Below are 15,914 nucleotides of genomic sequence, written 5' to 3'. Positions count from 1 at the left end.
ATTTGCCCTTAGTAGCTGAGACTAAAATATTAACTTTAGATTGAGTGAAAAAATAGAATTTTTTGAAAAATTAAGTACGCTGTCGATACAGAATATCATCAGGCAATAAGCGATTCATTTCTGCTTTCACAACGGCGTAACACTCACATACGCGCTTTTCTAGCCCTGCTCTATCAAGTACAGAGATATGACCACGGCGATAATTAATAAGGCCTGCCCGCTGCAAATTACCCGCAGCTTCAGTAACCCCCTCACGGCGTACACCTAGCATGCCAGCCACCCACTCTTGAGTAATCACCAAATCGTTAGTTGGCATACGGTCTGAAGTGAGTAAAAGCCAGCGGCAGAGTTGCTGTTCAACTGAATGGTGACGATTACATGCAGCGGTCTGTGACATTTGTGTCATCAGCGCTTGGGTGTAACGCAATAACAACTTTTGCAACAAGCCACCACGATCAAATTCTTGTTTTAAGATACGCCTTTCAAGTCTATAAGCCTCTCCTGCTATCTGTACCACAGCCGAACTTGAGGTAGTACCACCACCCATAAACAATGATATACCCACCATCCCTTCATTGCCCACACCAGCAGATTCGGCGGATGAGCCAGACTCCATCACATAGTGCAAAGACACAATCGAGGTGGTTGGAAAGTAAGCATACTGTAACTGCACACCAGGTTCATAAATCATTTCTCCCAGTGGTAAATCAACAAGCTCTAAATTTGGCGCTAGAAATTCAAATTCAGCACTTGGTAACGCAGCAAGGAGATGGTTTTGACTGGTATTGTATTCACACAGCGGTAATTCACTAGTTTTTTTCTGTTGAGAGTAAAGTGTAGACATGTTTAGTTAGCCTCATTTTTTGAATGAATTGCCCCTATCAGTTCTACTCCTATGCCACGGTAGCCAACGAATCGGCAGTGTCCGTCAAACATAGGCTCACCGCTCACCTGAAACCTTCTTTGCAGCCCATCAGTTTCATTACGGTGAAAGACAAAATCTAAAAATGGTTGTCGTGCAGCGATTATTGCCTGCAATTTTCTTCGCTCAGCCTCATCCCAACCAGTTAATTGGGTGTTGCTTGATTCATCACCATTAGATTCTTCAATATTAGCATCACCTGTTAAAGCGCCAATATGAATGCCTAGCATATCACTTACTGGCCCTGAAATCTTGGTAAAGTTCATATTTTCGTCCTGTTCCCAATACCAGTCTGAGGCTAGCTCAGTCAAACTACGGTAGCGCGCTTCGCTTTCACGCAACTCAGCAGTGCGCTCTAGCACGGTTTGCTCTAGTACTTTGTTGTAATTCTCAAGCCTTTTATATAACAGGCGGACTTCCAGCATATTATGAATGCGCGTTTTGACTTCCACTAAATCAAATGGCTTGCTGACAAAGTCCTTTGCACCCGCCTGCAAAGCCCGTAGTTTATGATTAGGCTGCGCAGTGAGTACTAGTACGGGCAGATAAGCATCATCATGATTAGCTTTGAGCGCGTTCATCACCTCAAAACCATCCATAATTGGCATTTGCAAGTCGAGTAAAATTAAGTCGTAGCGATGTGTACGATGCATCTCAAATACCTTTTCAGGATTTTTGGTAGATGTCACCGAGGTATAGCCCGTTTCTGCCAGCAACTGCTCAAGCAAGCTAATATTGGCTTCCTGATCATCAACAATCAGAATGTTAGCGTTAAAAATATCTCGTTCAATAGTTTTCATGTCTAATCCTTTTTACTTACTCTTTATTCATACTAGCTCTTGCTTTGTTTTGGCAAACTTGAGTGCCGAATCCATTGTTTCCATGAATTCTTTTACCTTAATCGGCTTAGTCAGATAGCGGAAAAATCCAGCATCCAGACCTTTTTCAATATCACGCGGCATGGCATTAGCGCTAAGCGCGACCACTGGTATATGTGAGGTAAGCGGATCATCGAATAACATATCGAATGCATCATAACCACTAAACCCTGGTAAGTTGATGTCCATTAAGATGATATCTGGTAAAGCCGCGCGAGCCAACTTAATGCCTTGCCTAGCGTTTCTTGCGCTTAACAAACGTATGTCCGGTCGACGCGCAATGATGTCTTCAACAAGCATGAGGTTCGCAGGGTTATCTTCTACGTAAAGTAACGTATACAGTAGCGCATCGTGATGCTGCTGCTGGGCTGTTGGCAGTGGTAGCTGATGCTGATTATCTATCTCAGATTGACTGGTTTGGTCTAGCTCAATCCAAAACGTGCTGCCTTCGCCTACGATACTTTCTACGCCTATCTTGCCTTTCATTAAATCAGTCAGGCGCTTACATACCACCAAGCCGATGCCTGTGCCCTCTTCTTTAGTATTCTGTCCCAGTCGATTGAATGGCTGAAAAAGCTGCGTAAGCTCTTCATCCGTCAGACCTGCACCAGTATCTTGCACGCTGATACGCACGGTATCATGAGGTGTGATACTGCATTCAACAGTCACCGTGCCATTCACCCTATTATATTTAATGGCGTTAGAAAGTAAATTAATGACAATTTGCTTAACCCGTGTACGGTCACCCCTAACACAATATGGAACTTCAGGTTGCTTAAATATGACATTAATCTCTCGACTTTGCGCCTGCGGCTCTATCATGGCTTCGCACTCGTGCATCACATCAGCCAACAATACAGGTTCTAACGACAGTGCCAATTTGCCAGATTCAATCAGCGCTAAATCGAGCACCTCATTAATTAATTCCAGCAAATACCAACCAGCTTTCAGAATCTGATCGATACTTTTTTTCTGCGAAGCGGTTGGTGCTGGTGTGCCGGATTCAATCAACTGGGCAAAGCCTAGTATGGCGCCAAGTGGCGTACGCAATTCATGGCTCATGCTAGAGAGGAAATCAGACTTCGCTAAATTGGCCTTTTCTGCCACAAAAGTAGCGCGTTCAAGTTCAACATTCTTAAGCTGCAGTGCTTCATGAAGAGTTGTTCGCTCAGCTTCAATCTGCTTGCGTGCTGTATTATCTGTGCCTATAAGCAAGTAACCGATAATGGCACTTTGCGCATCACGTAACGCCGTCACCGACACCACTGCTGGAAAGCGGCTGCCATCCTTACGGATGTAGGTCAGTTCGTAGATATCCTCAATACCGCGAGAAGCCTTAAACACCAACGCCTCAAAACCTGGAGTAATCGCTGTTGCCAGCTCAATGCTCAATGTTTTAGCCCTTGCAATGACCTCTTCAGGGTCAGAAATCTCAGCTGGCGTGATTTTATTCATGACTTCATCGGCGGTATATCCCAGCATGCGCTCGGCACCAACGTTAAAAATCTGAATCACACCTTTGGCATCAGTCGCAATGCTAGAGAAGTTTTCACTATTAAAAATCGCACTTTGCAATGCGCCAGCGTTAAGTGCTGCTTCCTCTGCAAGTCTACGTGCGCTAATGTCTCGCAAGATGCAAGTAAAGTAGCGCTCACCACCAAGCCACATCTCACTCACAGCAATTTCTAATGGGAATGGCTTGTTATCTTTGCGCCAACCAATCACTTCGCGACCTAAACCAACGGCGCGTGCTTCATCGCTTGGGCTGTAATGTTTAAGTGAGCTATTACGCTGTTCTTGATCAAGTTCAGGAATCAGTACACTGAAATTCAAACCGGCGAGTTCTGCCCCGCTAAAACCAAACATTTTCTGAGCAGTTGGGTTAACCGTTTCAATGGTGCCATTACTCGCATGTAGCGTAATGATGCCGTCGGCAACGGTATTTAAAATAGTTTGTATAAGTGCAGTATTGTCGCGTAAAGCTTGCTGCACCGCATACTCTTCACTCACATTGCGGAACACCAAAACCGCACCAACGACCTGGCCTTCACGATCACGAATTGGCGCGCAGCTATCAGCAATATCGCACTCACTTCCATCGCGAGCAATCAATACGGTGTGGTTAGCCAACCCTTGTATTGTGCCTTCGGCCAAAGTTTCCATGACAGGAATAGTCGCTGGCAAACGCGTTTCTTTATTAATAATTGGAAAAACCTCGCCTATGAGTCGCCCAGCGGCTTCAGCCAAGGTCCAACCTGTCAGTTTTTCTGCAAGCGGGTTCAATAAGGTGACACGTGCATCAGCATCGGTAGTAATGACAGCATCGCCAATCGAATTGAGCGTAACTGTGAGCTTTTCTTCACTGTCTTGTAGCGTGGCATTCAGTTGACGCAGTTGCTTATTCGTACTTTCTTGAATCTCTAGTAAATGCTGAGTTTCTAAGTGCACTAAATTTCTGATTTTTTGTTGCGACTGTCGATAGATTAAATAAATAGAAGTCAGTGCAATCACTACCAATAGAAAAGCAAATTGATAATGCTTGATGCTTGATACAATGCTAGCAACTAGCATGGTGCGGCTGCTAAAGGCAGGAGTGAATCTCTTTTACGCATGGCCGACTCTCAATTTGAAGTATGAAGCTGAACAGATTTAACTGTGGATGGGATGACTAAGTAATTTAAAGAGCGAGTGAAGCTCTTTGAATACTGTTATACACCCTTAATCTACATCAGCCCCAATTTAATTTTAAAAATCCCAGTTTGCGCTATTCGACGTGATTTAAATGACTCATCATAAGATTTAGCCCTACATTTCATCCGTAGCATCAGCCGCTGAATTCTTCCAATTAAGATGCACATTGACACCCTTACGATTTAGAATTTTAACGGTTTTGGAAAATATGACGCCATTATGCTGGCTGGTGATTTTGTAAATACCGTTTTCCATATGCACAAATAGCATAGGCCCAGCATCTGCAACCTCTAACTTAACGTTGCCTTTTTTATCGGTTACGGTCACGGTTACATCAGAAATTGATTGCCCCTGTTTAGCCTCAGAAAAATATAATCGTAAATTATACTCACCTGCATGCAGGCGCATGTCGTCAGCTTCTTCCTGACCTATACCGCCATTGATATATGCGGGCTGCTCAGTATTCACTTCATCGGCATATGCTGTATTTGTGATTGCAAATATTGCCATCACGCCCATTAAACCAGTAAGTAAAGATTTAACTATTTTCATCACACTTATGCTCCTAAAGTAACGATCGAATCATCGGCAAATTGAAATCAAAATTGCCTTCTGTCTGAATATACCTAAGCACCATCAGACGTTCTGTGCGATAACGAACATAAAGCTAAAAAAACTACGAGGGGAATTTAATATGGCTAAGCCAATGTTTGGCATACGGAAAACTAAATAATACAGGCGAAAAACAGGCTTAGTAAAAACAGAAAGGACATTTACATAAACAAATCAAGTAAACTAATCTACCAAATGATTTTTAATCGCGTAGTGTGTTAACTCAGCATTATGGCGTAAATTCAATTTCTCAAGCATACGAGTACGATACATACTGATAGTTTTGACAGATAAAGCCAGCTTTTCGGCAATTTCACCTACAGTGAAACCTGATGCAATCAATGTCATGGTTTGAAACTCACGATCTGAAAGACTTTCATGTGGCGCTTTTTCAGTCTCCATACCGACTTGATTTGCTAAAATCTCCCCAACTTCTGGTGAAATATATTTTTTTCCTTTAGCAACAATACGAATCGCATTCACTAACTCTGATGAAGCCGTTTGCTTACATACATAACCCGCCGCTCCTGACTTTAAAGCACGTACGGCATATTGATCTTCTTTATACATCGATAGCATCAACACCGCTATGTGATGATTGACATGCTTAATATACTTCAATGCATCCATGCCACTGCGGTCTGGCATGGCTATATCCATCAAAATAACATCAGCGCCAGGCATGCAACCTAGCTTAATTGCCTCAGCCGCATTCTCAGCTTCTGAGATCACCTCAATATCATCTGTTTCAGCCAAAATCTGTTTAAGACCTGCTCTTAAAATGGCATGGTCATCTGCAATAATTACTTTGATTTTGTTACTTTTTGTCATGCTGATATCCGAGCAAATATTAAGGTTGTTATCACGGGCTTTAACGCTAAGCAAGCTTTAAAACGTCTATGTAATTGGATACAAGCAAACTGTGTGCCAGCCACTAATTATGGAGATTTAAACTGAAATTGCAGGCTGATAACTGAGTAATTTAAGCTGTTATAAACTTAAAAAATAGAATCTTTAAGCTAAAAACACAGAAATCACTTAGGCTTATTTGAAGCAAACTGCTCAACAATACTGCACAACACCTAGTGCCACTAAGATCTTGTCTTTATTGTTAAATCTTTAAGATCTTGTGAGTTTGTCTAAAGACAACTACACCACTTAAAAATGGTGTGTTTTTTAAAGTGTTAAGCTTGGTAGATAGAACGCTGTCGAAATCTGAACAAAACTTCAATAAAGTGACGAGATTTATTATCCATGTGACGAAATTTGAACTTGGATAAAGTTTTGTACTAATTTTTTGCATAAAGCTTTGGGATGGCTTTTCAACTACTCAACTGGCAGTTTAATCGTAATTACTGTGCCTTGCTTATTAGATTGCTGTACAGCAAACGTACCGTGTAAAGCAGTCACGCGCTCACGCATACCACGCAATCCAAACGAGTTGGATTTCAGGGTATCGCTAGACTTAATACCCACGCCGTTATCATTAATCGTCAAAATAATGTCATGCGCAAAGGCGCTCAAATCAACACTCACATGCGTTGCCTTAGCATGTTTTGCTATATTAGACATTGACTCCTGAAAAATTCTAAACAAAGTGATTCCTTGGTCTGTGGTCACTGAAATTTCTGACTGATTACAAGTGAATTTACATGTAATACCCAACTGCTTCTCAAACTCCTTGGCTTGCCACTCTAATGCTGCAACAATCCCTAAGTCTAAAACATTAGGCCTTAAGTCACTAGAGATTCTATGTACAGCCTCAAAAGTACTATCCAATATAGACTCTAAGCCTTGCGCCTGCTCAATAGTCACGTCTTGACCTTTAGATAGCTTGTTAATAATGGATGACAATCCCATTTTAATGGCGGTTAGATTACCCCCTAGGTCATCATGAATCTCACGCGCGATTGCGCTACGCTCTTGTTCTTTAATTTTTTGCATATGTGCGGTGAGTTCTACAAGCTCACGTCGCGACTTCTCAATTTCATGCTTAGCGTTTTTGCTTTGCGTGATATTGGTCATAATGCCTTCCCATTGGACTACGCCATTGCTCAGGACTCTAGGCACAGCACGCAGATCAAGCCATTTATTATCTTGCCAGCCATCAATCCAAACCTTCCCTTCCCAGTTCATCAAACTAAGGTTAGTGGTAGATTGCTCAAGACGTTTACGTAACACGCTACGGTCTCTTGCGTTCATCATGGAATACAACAAACTGGAGTCTTCTTTTAAGTCTTCCGCATTTAAGCCCAAGAGCGCTTTGCAACCATCGGTAAGGTGGATAAACTTCATTTCGCCATTGCTATCCAACTGGAATTGAAAAACCAGCCCTGGCGTATTAGCAACCATAGTTTGAGAGCGTGTTTCATTTTCACTTAAAACTTGCTTGGCGCCTGATTCTCCATTGTGCTGATCAACAGCTTCAGTGACATCATTTTTAATGATTAAGATAAAGATTTTTTTTGCCGACTCTAACACCATGAGCCGCAATTTATTATGCTTAATATTGCCGATAATAGGCGCCTGCTCTTGTAATATTTCAACAAAATAAGAATGATGACGGTGACTTTCCGCATGACTCTTTAACACGCTTTCACTTACGCCCAACAAGCTGTCCAAACTATGTTCAGCTAAGCTTTCAAGATCATAAGCTGTATCCTTAAGCGCGCTGTCACTCACATAAACAAGCTGCATAGAAGATATATTAAGAACGTAAACCTCATCGGTCACTCCCAGCAGTAGGGCGTCTAACAGTAGTGAGGTATCTGGCAATTGGGACAAATTAGCTACCTTTTATAAGCGTGAATTTACAATTTTTAAGTATTATCGATTAACACTCATCGTAATTCAAATTTGTATTAAGTACAAAATTATTAAATAAAATATAATAGGAATTAATCTCCAATCTAAGCAAGAAAAATTCAATTAATATCTTATGTAGGGGCTAATTTTTGCGAGCTATACTCTAAATCAACTTCAGTCATTACACGATTTTTACCAGATTTTTTAGCAAGATACATCGCTTGGTCAGCTCTATTCAAAATGGTAGCTTGCTCTTCAGTTTCCCTAAACAATGCAATACCCGCACTAAAAGTAATTAACAATCGCTCGTTATTACCTAAAAAGAACTGTTTGGTGAGCGCACGTTGTAATCGTGAAATCGTTTCAACCGCCGCATCAATAGTGGTATCTGGTAATAATATTACAAACTCTTCTCCACCAAATCGTGCTGCGATATCGGTTGGTCGTAAAGTTTCCTGAATCACTTTGGCCAAGTGCTGCAAGGCGGTATCACCCACGTTATGCCCGTAGTTATCATTAAAATGTTTAAAGTTATCAATATCCAGCAATGCCACACACAGCGAGCTAGCGCCGCGTTGTGCACGTGATATTTCCCTCAGCATAGCCTCGTCTAAACCACGGCGATTAAGCACCCCCGTCAATTGATCTATCGATACTTTTTCACTTAATTGAGATAACTCAGCTTGCAACTGCTGTATTTTCTGTTGTGCGACCTCAACCTCTGCTGTCTGCTGCATCATAGAATCACGAGATCGCACAATATCTGTTTGCATCGTATGCGTATCTTTCATTAAACCTTCTAACAAGATATTAATTTGTGCGATATCCTCAGTTTCAGCCAACTTATCAGCATACTGCCCTACTTTACTTTGATAGGTATCGGTCGAGTTAGTCATGTGGCTCAGGCGGTCAACAAACGTCGCAATCATACTTTTGAATGCATTTTTAGCATCGGCTAAACTATGTTTAAGCATGCCTTGTTTGAAAATGACTTCTTTCAGACTTCTCTCTGCATCGACAATCAACGCTCTATCTAGCGTACCGGAGATAATGGTTTGTACAGAAGTCACCTGTCCACGTACCCATTGATCATCTGCGACTAACTCACCAATGTTATCAATCAATAATTTAAGTAAATTCAATAAATCTTGTTTGATGCCCTCTTCATTCGCGCCAATTATTTCGACTCTTACCAACAGTGCTCTAAATTGCTTAACGACCGCCTGCCAATCCTTTAATTTACGTGCTTTTTCAGACAACGCAAATATCTGCTCAGCCTCTTCTTTTAGCTCTGGATAACCATCCAATCTCGGTATCAGCCCGTGATTGAGTGATTGTTTTAACATATCCTGCAACGCTCGAAACGTTTCTTGAAATTGGTCTGGTTCATAGCCAGGATTAAGGGTTTCTGGTAACTTCAAACTTGGCGTGTTTAACGTTGGTGCGACTAAAGCTTGGCTTTCCAAAACTGCGTCACCTAAAACCGCATCGCTTAAATTAAGCGGCTTGACTTCAGCTTGCTCTATAACCTCAATCGTTTTAGAAGCAGATGCATCTGACACACCATATGCTTTCCAATTATTAGCGAGTGCTTGCAATTTTTGCGCTAAAAGTGGATCGCTGCCAAAGTTAATCAGCACTTTTTCCAACGCTTCTTTTTTCCTTGCAACATCCAACCCCACTTGCTTAGCATCCCAATTTTGGATGAGCTCGCGAATCGCATCAGGCCACTGCTTGGATACCGCCACATTCGCATCCATACTATCGTTCAACAATATAGGCAAGTCAGCCCAGTTTTCTTGCTTTAATAGTTTGTCCCAGCGATTAATCCATTTACTTTGCTCGGTCGTTTCATTAGGTAGCTGTTTAAGTGCTTTTCTAATGGCTGATTCAGCAGTTTCTTTGACTGTAATGCCTGCTATTTCATTATAGATAAGCAAGTAATTATCTGGCGAAGGAACAACGCGCCGCAACGCCATTTGCTTAAAGGTTTCACGCGCTATATCTAGCGGTACGAGTGCAGGTTTGCTTGATTTACTTTGGTTAGACATGGCTTGGTTAATTAAAAAACTTCTCTCTAAATAAATTTAATGAAAGTCAATTGATTGAGTCCAAAAATGATATATCTAACATTTTCCCACTTATGTAAAAAATCAAATACAAATTTAGGAATGCTTTTATCTGTCTATTTTAGAAAAATATTCTTTTAAGCTTTGCGGTTTATGCGTCAAAGTATTGTAAAATTGCATTTGGCGGGCCTCCCCGCATTGTGAAGTAGCCAATCTGGTCAGGTGCGGAAGCAAGCAGCCACAACTATTAAGCAAGTGCCGGGGTAAGGGCTCGCCTCTTTATTTTTGGGCAACCTAGATTTTTGGCCAACCTAATTGTTGCTACATGTGAATTACATTGCGTAATCTAAATTTTCAGCTAAAGTTGAGCCTATGTCTTATCAAGTCTTAGCCCGTAAATGGCGTCCGAAATCATTTGAAACCTTAGTCGGGCAAGACCACGTAGTGCGTGCGCTGACCAACGCACTTGAACAAAATCGTTTACATCACGCTTATTTATTTACTGGCACGCGCGGAGTCGGCAAAACGACAGTTGCACGTATCTTAGCCAAATCACTCAATTGCGAAAAAGGCATTACTGCGAAACCTTGCGGTGTTTGTGACGCCTGTACAGAAATTGATAGAGGCCGATTTGTAGACCTGATAGAAGTTGATGCGGCCAGCAATACACAAGTTGATGCGATGCGTGATCTACTTGATAACGCTCAGTACGCACCAACATCTGGTCGATTTAAAGTGTACATCATCGATGAAGTACATATGCTGTCTAAAAGCGCTTTTAATGCCATGCTTAAAACGCTGGAAGAACCGCCAGCGCACGTTAAATTCATCCTTGCGACTACTGACCCGCAAAAAGTACCAGTCACCGTGCTTTCGCGCTGTTTGCAGTTTAATTTGCGCCAAATGGCAGGCACGTCGATTATTGAGCATTTACAGAATATTCTTGGGCAAGAAAACATTCCATTTGAGCCAACTGCACTTCACCTTATTGCGCGTGCCGCAGCAGGTAGTATGCGCGATGCCTTGTCACTGACCGATCAAGCAATTGCTTATGGTGGACAAACAGTCAATGAATCTGAAGTGCGCGCCATGTTAGGTGCGATTGATCAAAGCTATTTGTACCAACTCATTAATGCACTACTAGCTAACGATGGTGCCAGTATTATTGCGCAGGCTAAGTCTATGGAAGAACGTAGCTTATCATTTGAAGTGGCTTTGAACGATCTAGCGCAACTACTACATCAAATTGCAGTTGCTCAAACTGTGCCAGATAGCATTGCAGACGACTTGCCTGAGCGTCATCTCTTACTAGATTTAGCACAACGCATATCTTCGGAAACATTGCAGCTTTACTACCAAATCGCACTCTTAGGCCGTCGTGACATTAGTTTAGCGCCCGATGAGTTCGCTGGTTTCACTATGAGCTTATTGCGCATGCTGGCTTTTACACCAAGTGAAAGTGATCTAAAAAAAACGCTGAACAAAACACCAGCCGTCGCTAATGCAAATATAGTAAGTACAAATACAGTCAATACAAGTGCGATTGCCGCTGAAGCAAAAACTGTAACTCTACCAACTGTGACTGCTGCAGAACATCAAGTTGTGCAGAATGCTGAGCCGACTCCTATTCAACCTTTGAATACGCCAACCAGCCAACCAGACGTTGGATCTAGCGATGAGAATGCAGAGACGCAAAGCTTTGAGAATATCAATCAGACCCCATTCAACGGCAATTGGCGTGGCTTATTAGACCAACTCAAACTAGGTTTAGCACGTAACTTGGCGCTCAACAGCGCCCTACTAAGTTATGACGAAAATACCATGCGTTTTGCCGTGCAAGATAAAGACAAAGGCTTACTCAGCCCGATGTATCAGGACAAATTAAGCGCGGCTTTACAGCAGCACTTCGGCAGAAAAATTCGTTTAGAATTCAGCGTAGAAGGCAGTGTCAATACGCCAGCAAAAGAAGTGGCACAAGAAAAAGCGGTTGCGCAAGCTGGCGCTGAAAGTGCGATTGAACAAGACCGATTTGTGCAGGCTTTAATCAACGAGTTTGGAGCAACCATTATCCAAAATTCAATTAAACCAATCTAAAAATTATTAATTTATTACTAATACAAACAACTTAAGGAGATCAAAATGATGAAAGGTGGCATGGGCAATTTAATGAAGCAAGCCCAGCAAATGCAAGCAAATATGCAAAAGGCGCAGGAAGAGCTAGCTAATATCGATGTTGAAGGCATTGCTGCCAACGGTCTAGTTAAAGTGCTAATGACCTGCAAAAATGAAGTAAAACGCGTGACTTTGGATGATAGCGTGATGGATGACAAAGAAACTTTAGAGGATTTACTCGTCATCGCATTAAAAGATGCAACGGCTAAAGCAGAAGCGACTTCATCAGCTCGCATGGCGAACTATATGCCTGCAGGCATGAAATTGCCGTTCTAATATAACGACTGTATTCGCCACACTTATTAGCTATTAATGAAAAATCCTCCAGCACTTGAACAGTTGATTGATAGCTTACGCTGTTTACCCGGTGTCGGGCCAAAGTCTGCGCAGCGCATGGCGTATTATCTCTTACAACGCGATAGAAACGGTGCCAGCGCACTATCGGCTGCCTTAGAAACCGCCTTAGAGGTCGTTGATCATTGCAAGTTGTGTAACACTTTTAGCGAGCAACCCATTTGCCCATTATGTGCTGCCGATAATCGCGATAAAAATTTGCTGTGTGTGGTAGAAATGCCTACAGACTTGTTAATGCTGGAAAATACACATGCCTTTATGGGCATGTACTTTGTGTTAATGGGTCGATTATCCCCGCTTGATGGCATAGGTCCCAAAGAAATTCATTTAGACAAACTCATTAAACGCGCGCAAGACGGATTAGTGAACGAGGTCATTCTTGCTACTAATTACACAGTTGAAGGTGAAGCCACTGCACATTACATCAGCGAATTACTTAAAACACGTGGTATCAAAACTAGCCGTATCGCGCGTGGCATGCCTATGGGTGGTGAAATTGAGTATGTAGATAGCGGCACGCTTGCACAGGCGATGATGGAACGACGTAATGTTTAGAGTAACTCCAATTAAACTTTAGTCTAAATGGCTTAACAAATCTGCAGGCGTTTTAATTACTATATCGGCATTCCATTCAAGCGGTTTGTCCGTTTCTGCAATGTAGCCGAACAAAGCCACAACTGTTTTCATACCGGCCGCCTTACCCGCTTGCACATCGCGTTCGGCATCCCCTACATAGATACAGTCACTTGCCTTTGTTGCTATTTCCTCACACGCCATCAATAAAGTGTATGGTGCAGGTTTAGGCTGCGACGCATCATCACCGCACACCAAGCATGCTGAACGTTCGTATAGGCTTTTACTACCCATATTGACGGCTTTAGTTAAATCTACAGAGAATCGTCGAGGCTTATTCGTCACGATGCCCCATTTAACACCTCGTGCATCCAGCTCATCAAGCAGGCCTGCGATACCTGCTAGCAATATCGGCTTACTCGTAAAGACTGTTTCGTATAAATCCAAATACTCAGTCTTTTTAGCTTCAAAATCATCATCTTTTGGCGTGATGCCAAAGCCAAGTGCTAATAACCCACGTGAACCATGTGAAGCTACAGGCCAAATAACATCATGAGCCAGCGCAGGCTTGCCATAACGAGCCAGCTGTATATTTAAAGCTAAACCTAAGTCATGGGCGGTATCCACTAAGGTACCGTCTAAATCGAATAGAACTGTCTTCATGCTGCTGATTTAATGGTGTGCAACATGTAATTGACTGAAACATCATCACCTAAACTATAGTGCTGTGTGATTGGGTTATAGCTCATACCCCGCATGACAGTGACATTTAAATCTGCCTGCCTAGCCCAACTAGATAACTCTGAAGGCTTAATAAATTTAGCATAATCATGCGTACCTTTAGGCAATAAGTTCAACAGGTACTCTGCACCAATCACCGCAAACAAATAAGCTTTAGGATTACGATTAATAGTCGAGAAAAATACCGACCCACCTGGTTTTACTAGTCGCGCGCAAGCCGCAACGATTGATGCTGGATCAGGTACATGTTCAAGCATTTCCATGCAAGTCACTACATCAAAACTGGCAGGCTGCTGCGCCGCTAGTTGCTCAACTGCAATGTATTGATAATCAACTTTTGCACCACTTTCTAACTGATGCAATTTTGCAACACTGAGTGCCTTCTCACCTAAATCTATACCGACAACTTCGGCACCTTTAAAATACATAGATTCAGACAAAATTCCACCACCGCAGCCTACATCAAGCACACGCTTGCCTTTCAGGCTAGCTAATTCATCAATCCAAGCAAGGCGCAATGGATTAAGCTCATGCAACGGTTTGAACTCACTATTTTTGTCCCACCACTTGTGTGCAAGTTCACCAAATTTTTGCAACTCCAAATGATCTGCATTGATTGGTTTTTCTGTATTCATTGCTGGAGTCGATTCCATATTCATCTCTAGCTCATCCCTGTATTCATATTAGTTTAATCGGCAAACTTGCGTATTAATGTTTATGCAGTTGTAGCTTTGGTTGCCACATATTGATGATTTCTTTTAATTCTAATGGTTCAATATTGGCATAAAGACCATTGCTATAGCGCAGCTCACCGGTAACCCAAGTGTGGCTCACGTGCTCGCGACCGCAGGTATATACCAAATGTGAAATGGGGTCATAACATGGATTTATAATAGACTCATTCAATTTCACCGCAGTTAAATCTGCAAGTTTACCTATTTCAATCGAACCAATTTTATCTTCCAAGCCCATTGCTTTGGCGGCATTGATGGTTGCCATTTCTAAGGCCTGATGTGCTGGAATAACCGTCGCATCTTCGCTCATACCTTTTGCCAACAGCGCACTTAAACGCATTTCCGCAAAGAGATCTAATCGATTATTACTGGCAGCACCATCCGTACCTAGGCCAACATTCACCCCTTTAGCTAATAACTTCGATATAGGTGCTATGCCGCTAGCAAGTTTCAAATTAGAGCTTGGGCAATGCGCAATATGACAACCAAATTCAGCTAACATGTCTATTTCGCTATCTATCAAATGCACACCATGCGCTGCTAGAAAGTTAGGCCCTAACAAACCTAATTGAGCCAATCGCTGTAATGGCCTTAAACCAAACTCCGTTTGAGATTGTGCTATTTCATCACGCGTTTCATGCAGATGCGTGTGTATACCAAGCCCTAATTGTTCAGCATACGTTAATACCGTTTCAAAAGTTTGATTCGAAACTGTGTAAGGCGCATGCGGAGCAATGCAAGTTGAAATCAATGGATTGCCGCGCCAACTATCGTGCGCATCAAAACCTTTTTGTAAGTAATCAGCTGCATCTGTCGCATATGCAGTTGGAAACTCTAATACCACTAAGCCTAAGTTTGCGCGTATACCAGCTTGGCTTGCTGCAACAGACGTTGCTTTTGGATAAAAGTACATATCATTAAAACAAGTAATACCACCGCTTAACATCTCAGCACAAGCCAATAATGAGGCGTCTTGCACATATTGCTCAGACAACACCGCCTGTTCAGCAGGCCAAATATGCTCACTCAGCCAAGTCATGAGTGTTAAATCATCAGCCACACCGCGCATTAAACTCATTGCAGCATGCGTATGTAAATTGATTAGCCCTGGAATCAATACATGTTCTGTTAACTGAACTATCTCATTTGCCTGATAAAGATCAGACGCTGAAGTTATTGCACAAATATCAACAATCTTTCCAGACTGAATCACCACAGATTGATATTCTAAAAGCGTGTTCTTGGGGACGATTGGGCATAACCAACGTGCCTCTATGACTAGGTCAACTTGTTTTTTCATCTGCTTATTATAACGATTAAAGGTATAAGTTTAGAACTTAAGTTTTGAGATTAGGCCAATAAA

At 42.2% G+C, this 15,914-nt stretch carries 13 protein-coding genes and 1 other RNA gene; 4 read left to right on the top strand and 10 right to left on the bottom strand.

Annotation, left to right across the window (positions count from 1 at the left end; genetic code table 11):
- Positions 1–70: 70 nt before the first annotated feature.
- From M301_RS04980 to M301_RS04950, 7 genes are all read right to left on the bottom strand, one after another.
- Positions 71–844, bottom strand: coding sequence for a Crp/Fnr family transcriptional regulator (locus M301_RS04980; protein WP_013147667.1), 774 nt, complete (start codon positions 842–844; stop codon positions 71–73).
- Between the two features lie 2 nt (positions 845–846).
- Positions 847–1,722 (bottom strand): response regulator, encoded by an 876-nt coding sequence (locus M301_RS04975; protein WP_013147666.1) that lies wholly within the window; start codon positions 1,720–1,722, stop codon positions 847–849.
- A gap of 27 nt (positions 1,723–1,749) precedes the next feature.
- Entirely contained in the window at positions 1,750–4,371 is a 2,622-nt protein-coding gene (locus M301_RS14170) for a PAS domain-containing hybrid sensor histidine kinase/response regulator (protein WP_013147665.1), read from the bottom strand.
- Between the two features lie 234 nt (positions 4,372–4,605).
- Positions 4,606–5,043 carry a hypothetical protein gene (locus M301_RS04965; RefSeq protein ID WP_013147664.1) on the bottom strand — a complete coding sequence of 146 codons (438 nt, stop codon included), beginning with the start codon at positions 5,041–5,043 and terminating at the stop codon, positions 4,606–4,608.
- 243 nt (positions 5,044–5,286) lie between these two features.
- The gene (locus M301_RS04960) at positions 5,287–5,934 is read right to left on the bottom strand and encodes a response regulator (protein WP_013147663.1); all 648 of its coding nucleotides are present in this window, start codon (positions 5,932–5,934) and stop codon (positions 5,287–5,289) included.
- Positions 5,935–6,429: 495 nt separating this feature from the next.
- Positions 6,430–7,887 (bottom strand): sensor histidine kinase, encoded by a 1,458-nt coding sequence (locus M301_RS04955; RefSeq protein WP_013147662.1) that lies wholly within the window; start codon positions 7,885–7,887, stop codon positions 6,430–6,432.
- Between the two features lie 152 nt (positions 7,888–8,039).
- Positions 8,040–9,959, bottom strand: a complete 1,920-nt coding sequence (locus M301_RS04950; protein WP_013147661.1) for a GGDEF domain-containing protein — start codon at positions 9,957–9,959, stop codon at positions 8,040–8,042.
- A 200-nt stretch (positions 9,960–10,159) separates the two neighbouring features.
- Between M301_RS04950 and ffs the strand changes: the two genes are divergently transcribed.
- From ffs to recR, 4 genes are all read left to right on the top strand, one after another.
- An RNA gene (ffs, locus tag M301_RS14380) (signal recognition particle sRNA small type) lies at positions 10,160–10,256 on the top strand.
- Between the two features lie 93 nt (positions 10,257–10,349).
- Positions 10,350–12,071, top strand: coding sequence for a DNA polymerase III subunit gamma/tau (dnaX, locus tag M301_RS04945; protein ID WP_013147660.1), 1,722 nt, complete (start codon positions 10,350–10,352; stop codon positions 12,069–12,071).
- 45 nt (positions 12,072–12,116) lie between these two features.
- Positions 12,117–12,425, top strand: coding sequence for a YbaB/EbfC family nucleoid-associated protein (locus M301_RS04940; RefSeq protein ID WP_013147659.1), 309 nt, complete (start codon positions 12,117–12,119; stop codon positions 12,423–12,425).
- 36 nt (positions 12,426–12,461) lie between these two features.
- Entirely contained in the window at positions 12,462–13,058 is a 597-nt protein-coding gene (gene recR, locus M301_RS04935) for a recombination mediator RecR (RefSeq protein ID WP_013147658.1), read from the top strand.
- An 18-nt stretch (positions 13,059–13,076) separates the two neighbouring features.
- On the opposite strand, the gene M301_RS04930 is transcribed toward recR, so the two are convergent.
- The 3 genes from M301_RS04930 to M301_RS04920 are packed head-to-tail and all read right to left on the bottom strand — an operon-like array spanning position 13,077 to position 15,851.
- Complete coding sequence (locus tag M301_RS04930; protein WP_013147657.1) at positions 13,077–13,739, bottom strand: HAD family hydrolase; 663 nt, start codon at positions 13,737–13,739, stop codon at positions 13,077–13,079.
- Complete coding sequence (gene ubiG, locus M301_RS04925) at positions 13,736–14,476, bottom strand: bifunctional 2-polyprenyl-6-hydroxyphenol methylase/3-demethylubiquinol 3-O-methyltransferase UbiG (protein ID WP_013147656.1); 741 nt, start codon at positions 14,474–14,476, stop codon at positions 13,736–13,738. Before ubiG ends, M301_RS04930 begins: the two co-directional genes overlap by 4 nt.
- Positions 14,477–14,525: 49 nt before the next feature.
- Positions 14,526–15,851 carry a TRZ/ATZ family hydrolase gene (locus tag M301_RS04920; protein WP_013147655.1) on the bottom strand — a complete coding sequence of 442 codons (1,326 nt, stop codon included), beginning with the start codon at positions 15,849–15,851 and terminating at the stop codon, positions 14,526–14,528.
- Positions 15,852–15,914 lie beyond the last annotated feature (63 nt).

Origin of the sequence: Methylotenera versatilis 301 (assembly GCF_000093025.1) — a bacterium.
Classification (GTDB): Bacteria; Pseudomonadota; Gammaproteobacteria; order Burkholderiales; family Methylophilaceae; genus Methylotenera; species Methylotenera versatilis.
This window is presented reverse-complemented; position numbering and strand designations above follow the sequence as displayed.

Bases quoted from the DNA above. Each gene is read 5' to 3' on its own strand.
- M301_RS04980 (WP_013147667.1), bottom strand. From the start codon at position 844: ATGTCTACACTTTACTCTCAACAGAAAAAAACTAGTGAATTACCGCTG.
- M301_RS04975 (WP_013147666.1), bottom strand. From the start codon at position 1,722: ATGAAAACTATTGAACGAGATATTTTTAACGCTAACATTCTGATTGTT.
- M301_RS14170 (WP_013147665.1), bottom strand. From the start codon at position 4,371: ATGCTAGTTGCTAGCATTGTATCAAGCATCAAGCATTATCAATTTGCT.
- M301_RS04965 (WP_013147664.1), bottom strand. From the start codon at position 5,043: ATGAAAATAGTTAAATCTTTACTTACTGGTTTAATGGGCGTGATGGCA.
- M301_RS04960 (WP_013147663.1), bottom strand. From the start codon at position 5,934: ATGACAAAAAGTAACAAAATCAAAGTAATTATTGCAGATGACCATGCC.
- M301_RS04950 (WP_013147661.1), bottom strand. From the start codon at position 9,959: ATGTCTAACCAAAGTAAATCAAGCAAACCTGCACTCGTACCGCTAGAT.
- dnaX (WP_013147660.1), top strand. From the start codon at position 10,350: ATGTCTTATCAAGTCTTAGCCCGTAAATGGCGTCCGAAATCATTTGAA.
- M301_RS04940 (WP_013147659.1), top strand. From the start codon at position 12,117: ATGATGAAAGGTGGCATGGGCAATTTAATGAAGCAAGCCCAGCAAATG.
- recR (WP_013147658.1), top strand. From the start codon at position 12,462: ATGAAAAATCCTCCAGCACTTGAACAGTTGATTGATAGCTTACGCTGT.
- M301_RS04930 (WP_013147657.1), bottom strand. From the start codon at position 13,739: ATGAAGACAGTTCTATTCGATTTAGACGGTACCTTAGTGGATACCGCC.
- ubiG (WP_013147656.1), bottom strand. From the start codon at position 14,476: ATGAATATGGAATCGACTCCAGCAATGAATACAGAAAAACCAATCAAT.
- M301_RS04920 (WP_013147655.1), bottom strand. From the start codon at position 15,851: ATGAAAAAACAAGTTGACCTAGTCATAGAGGCACGTTGGTTATGCCCA.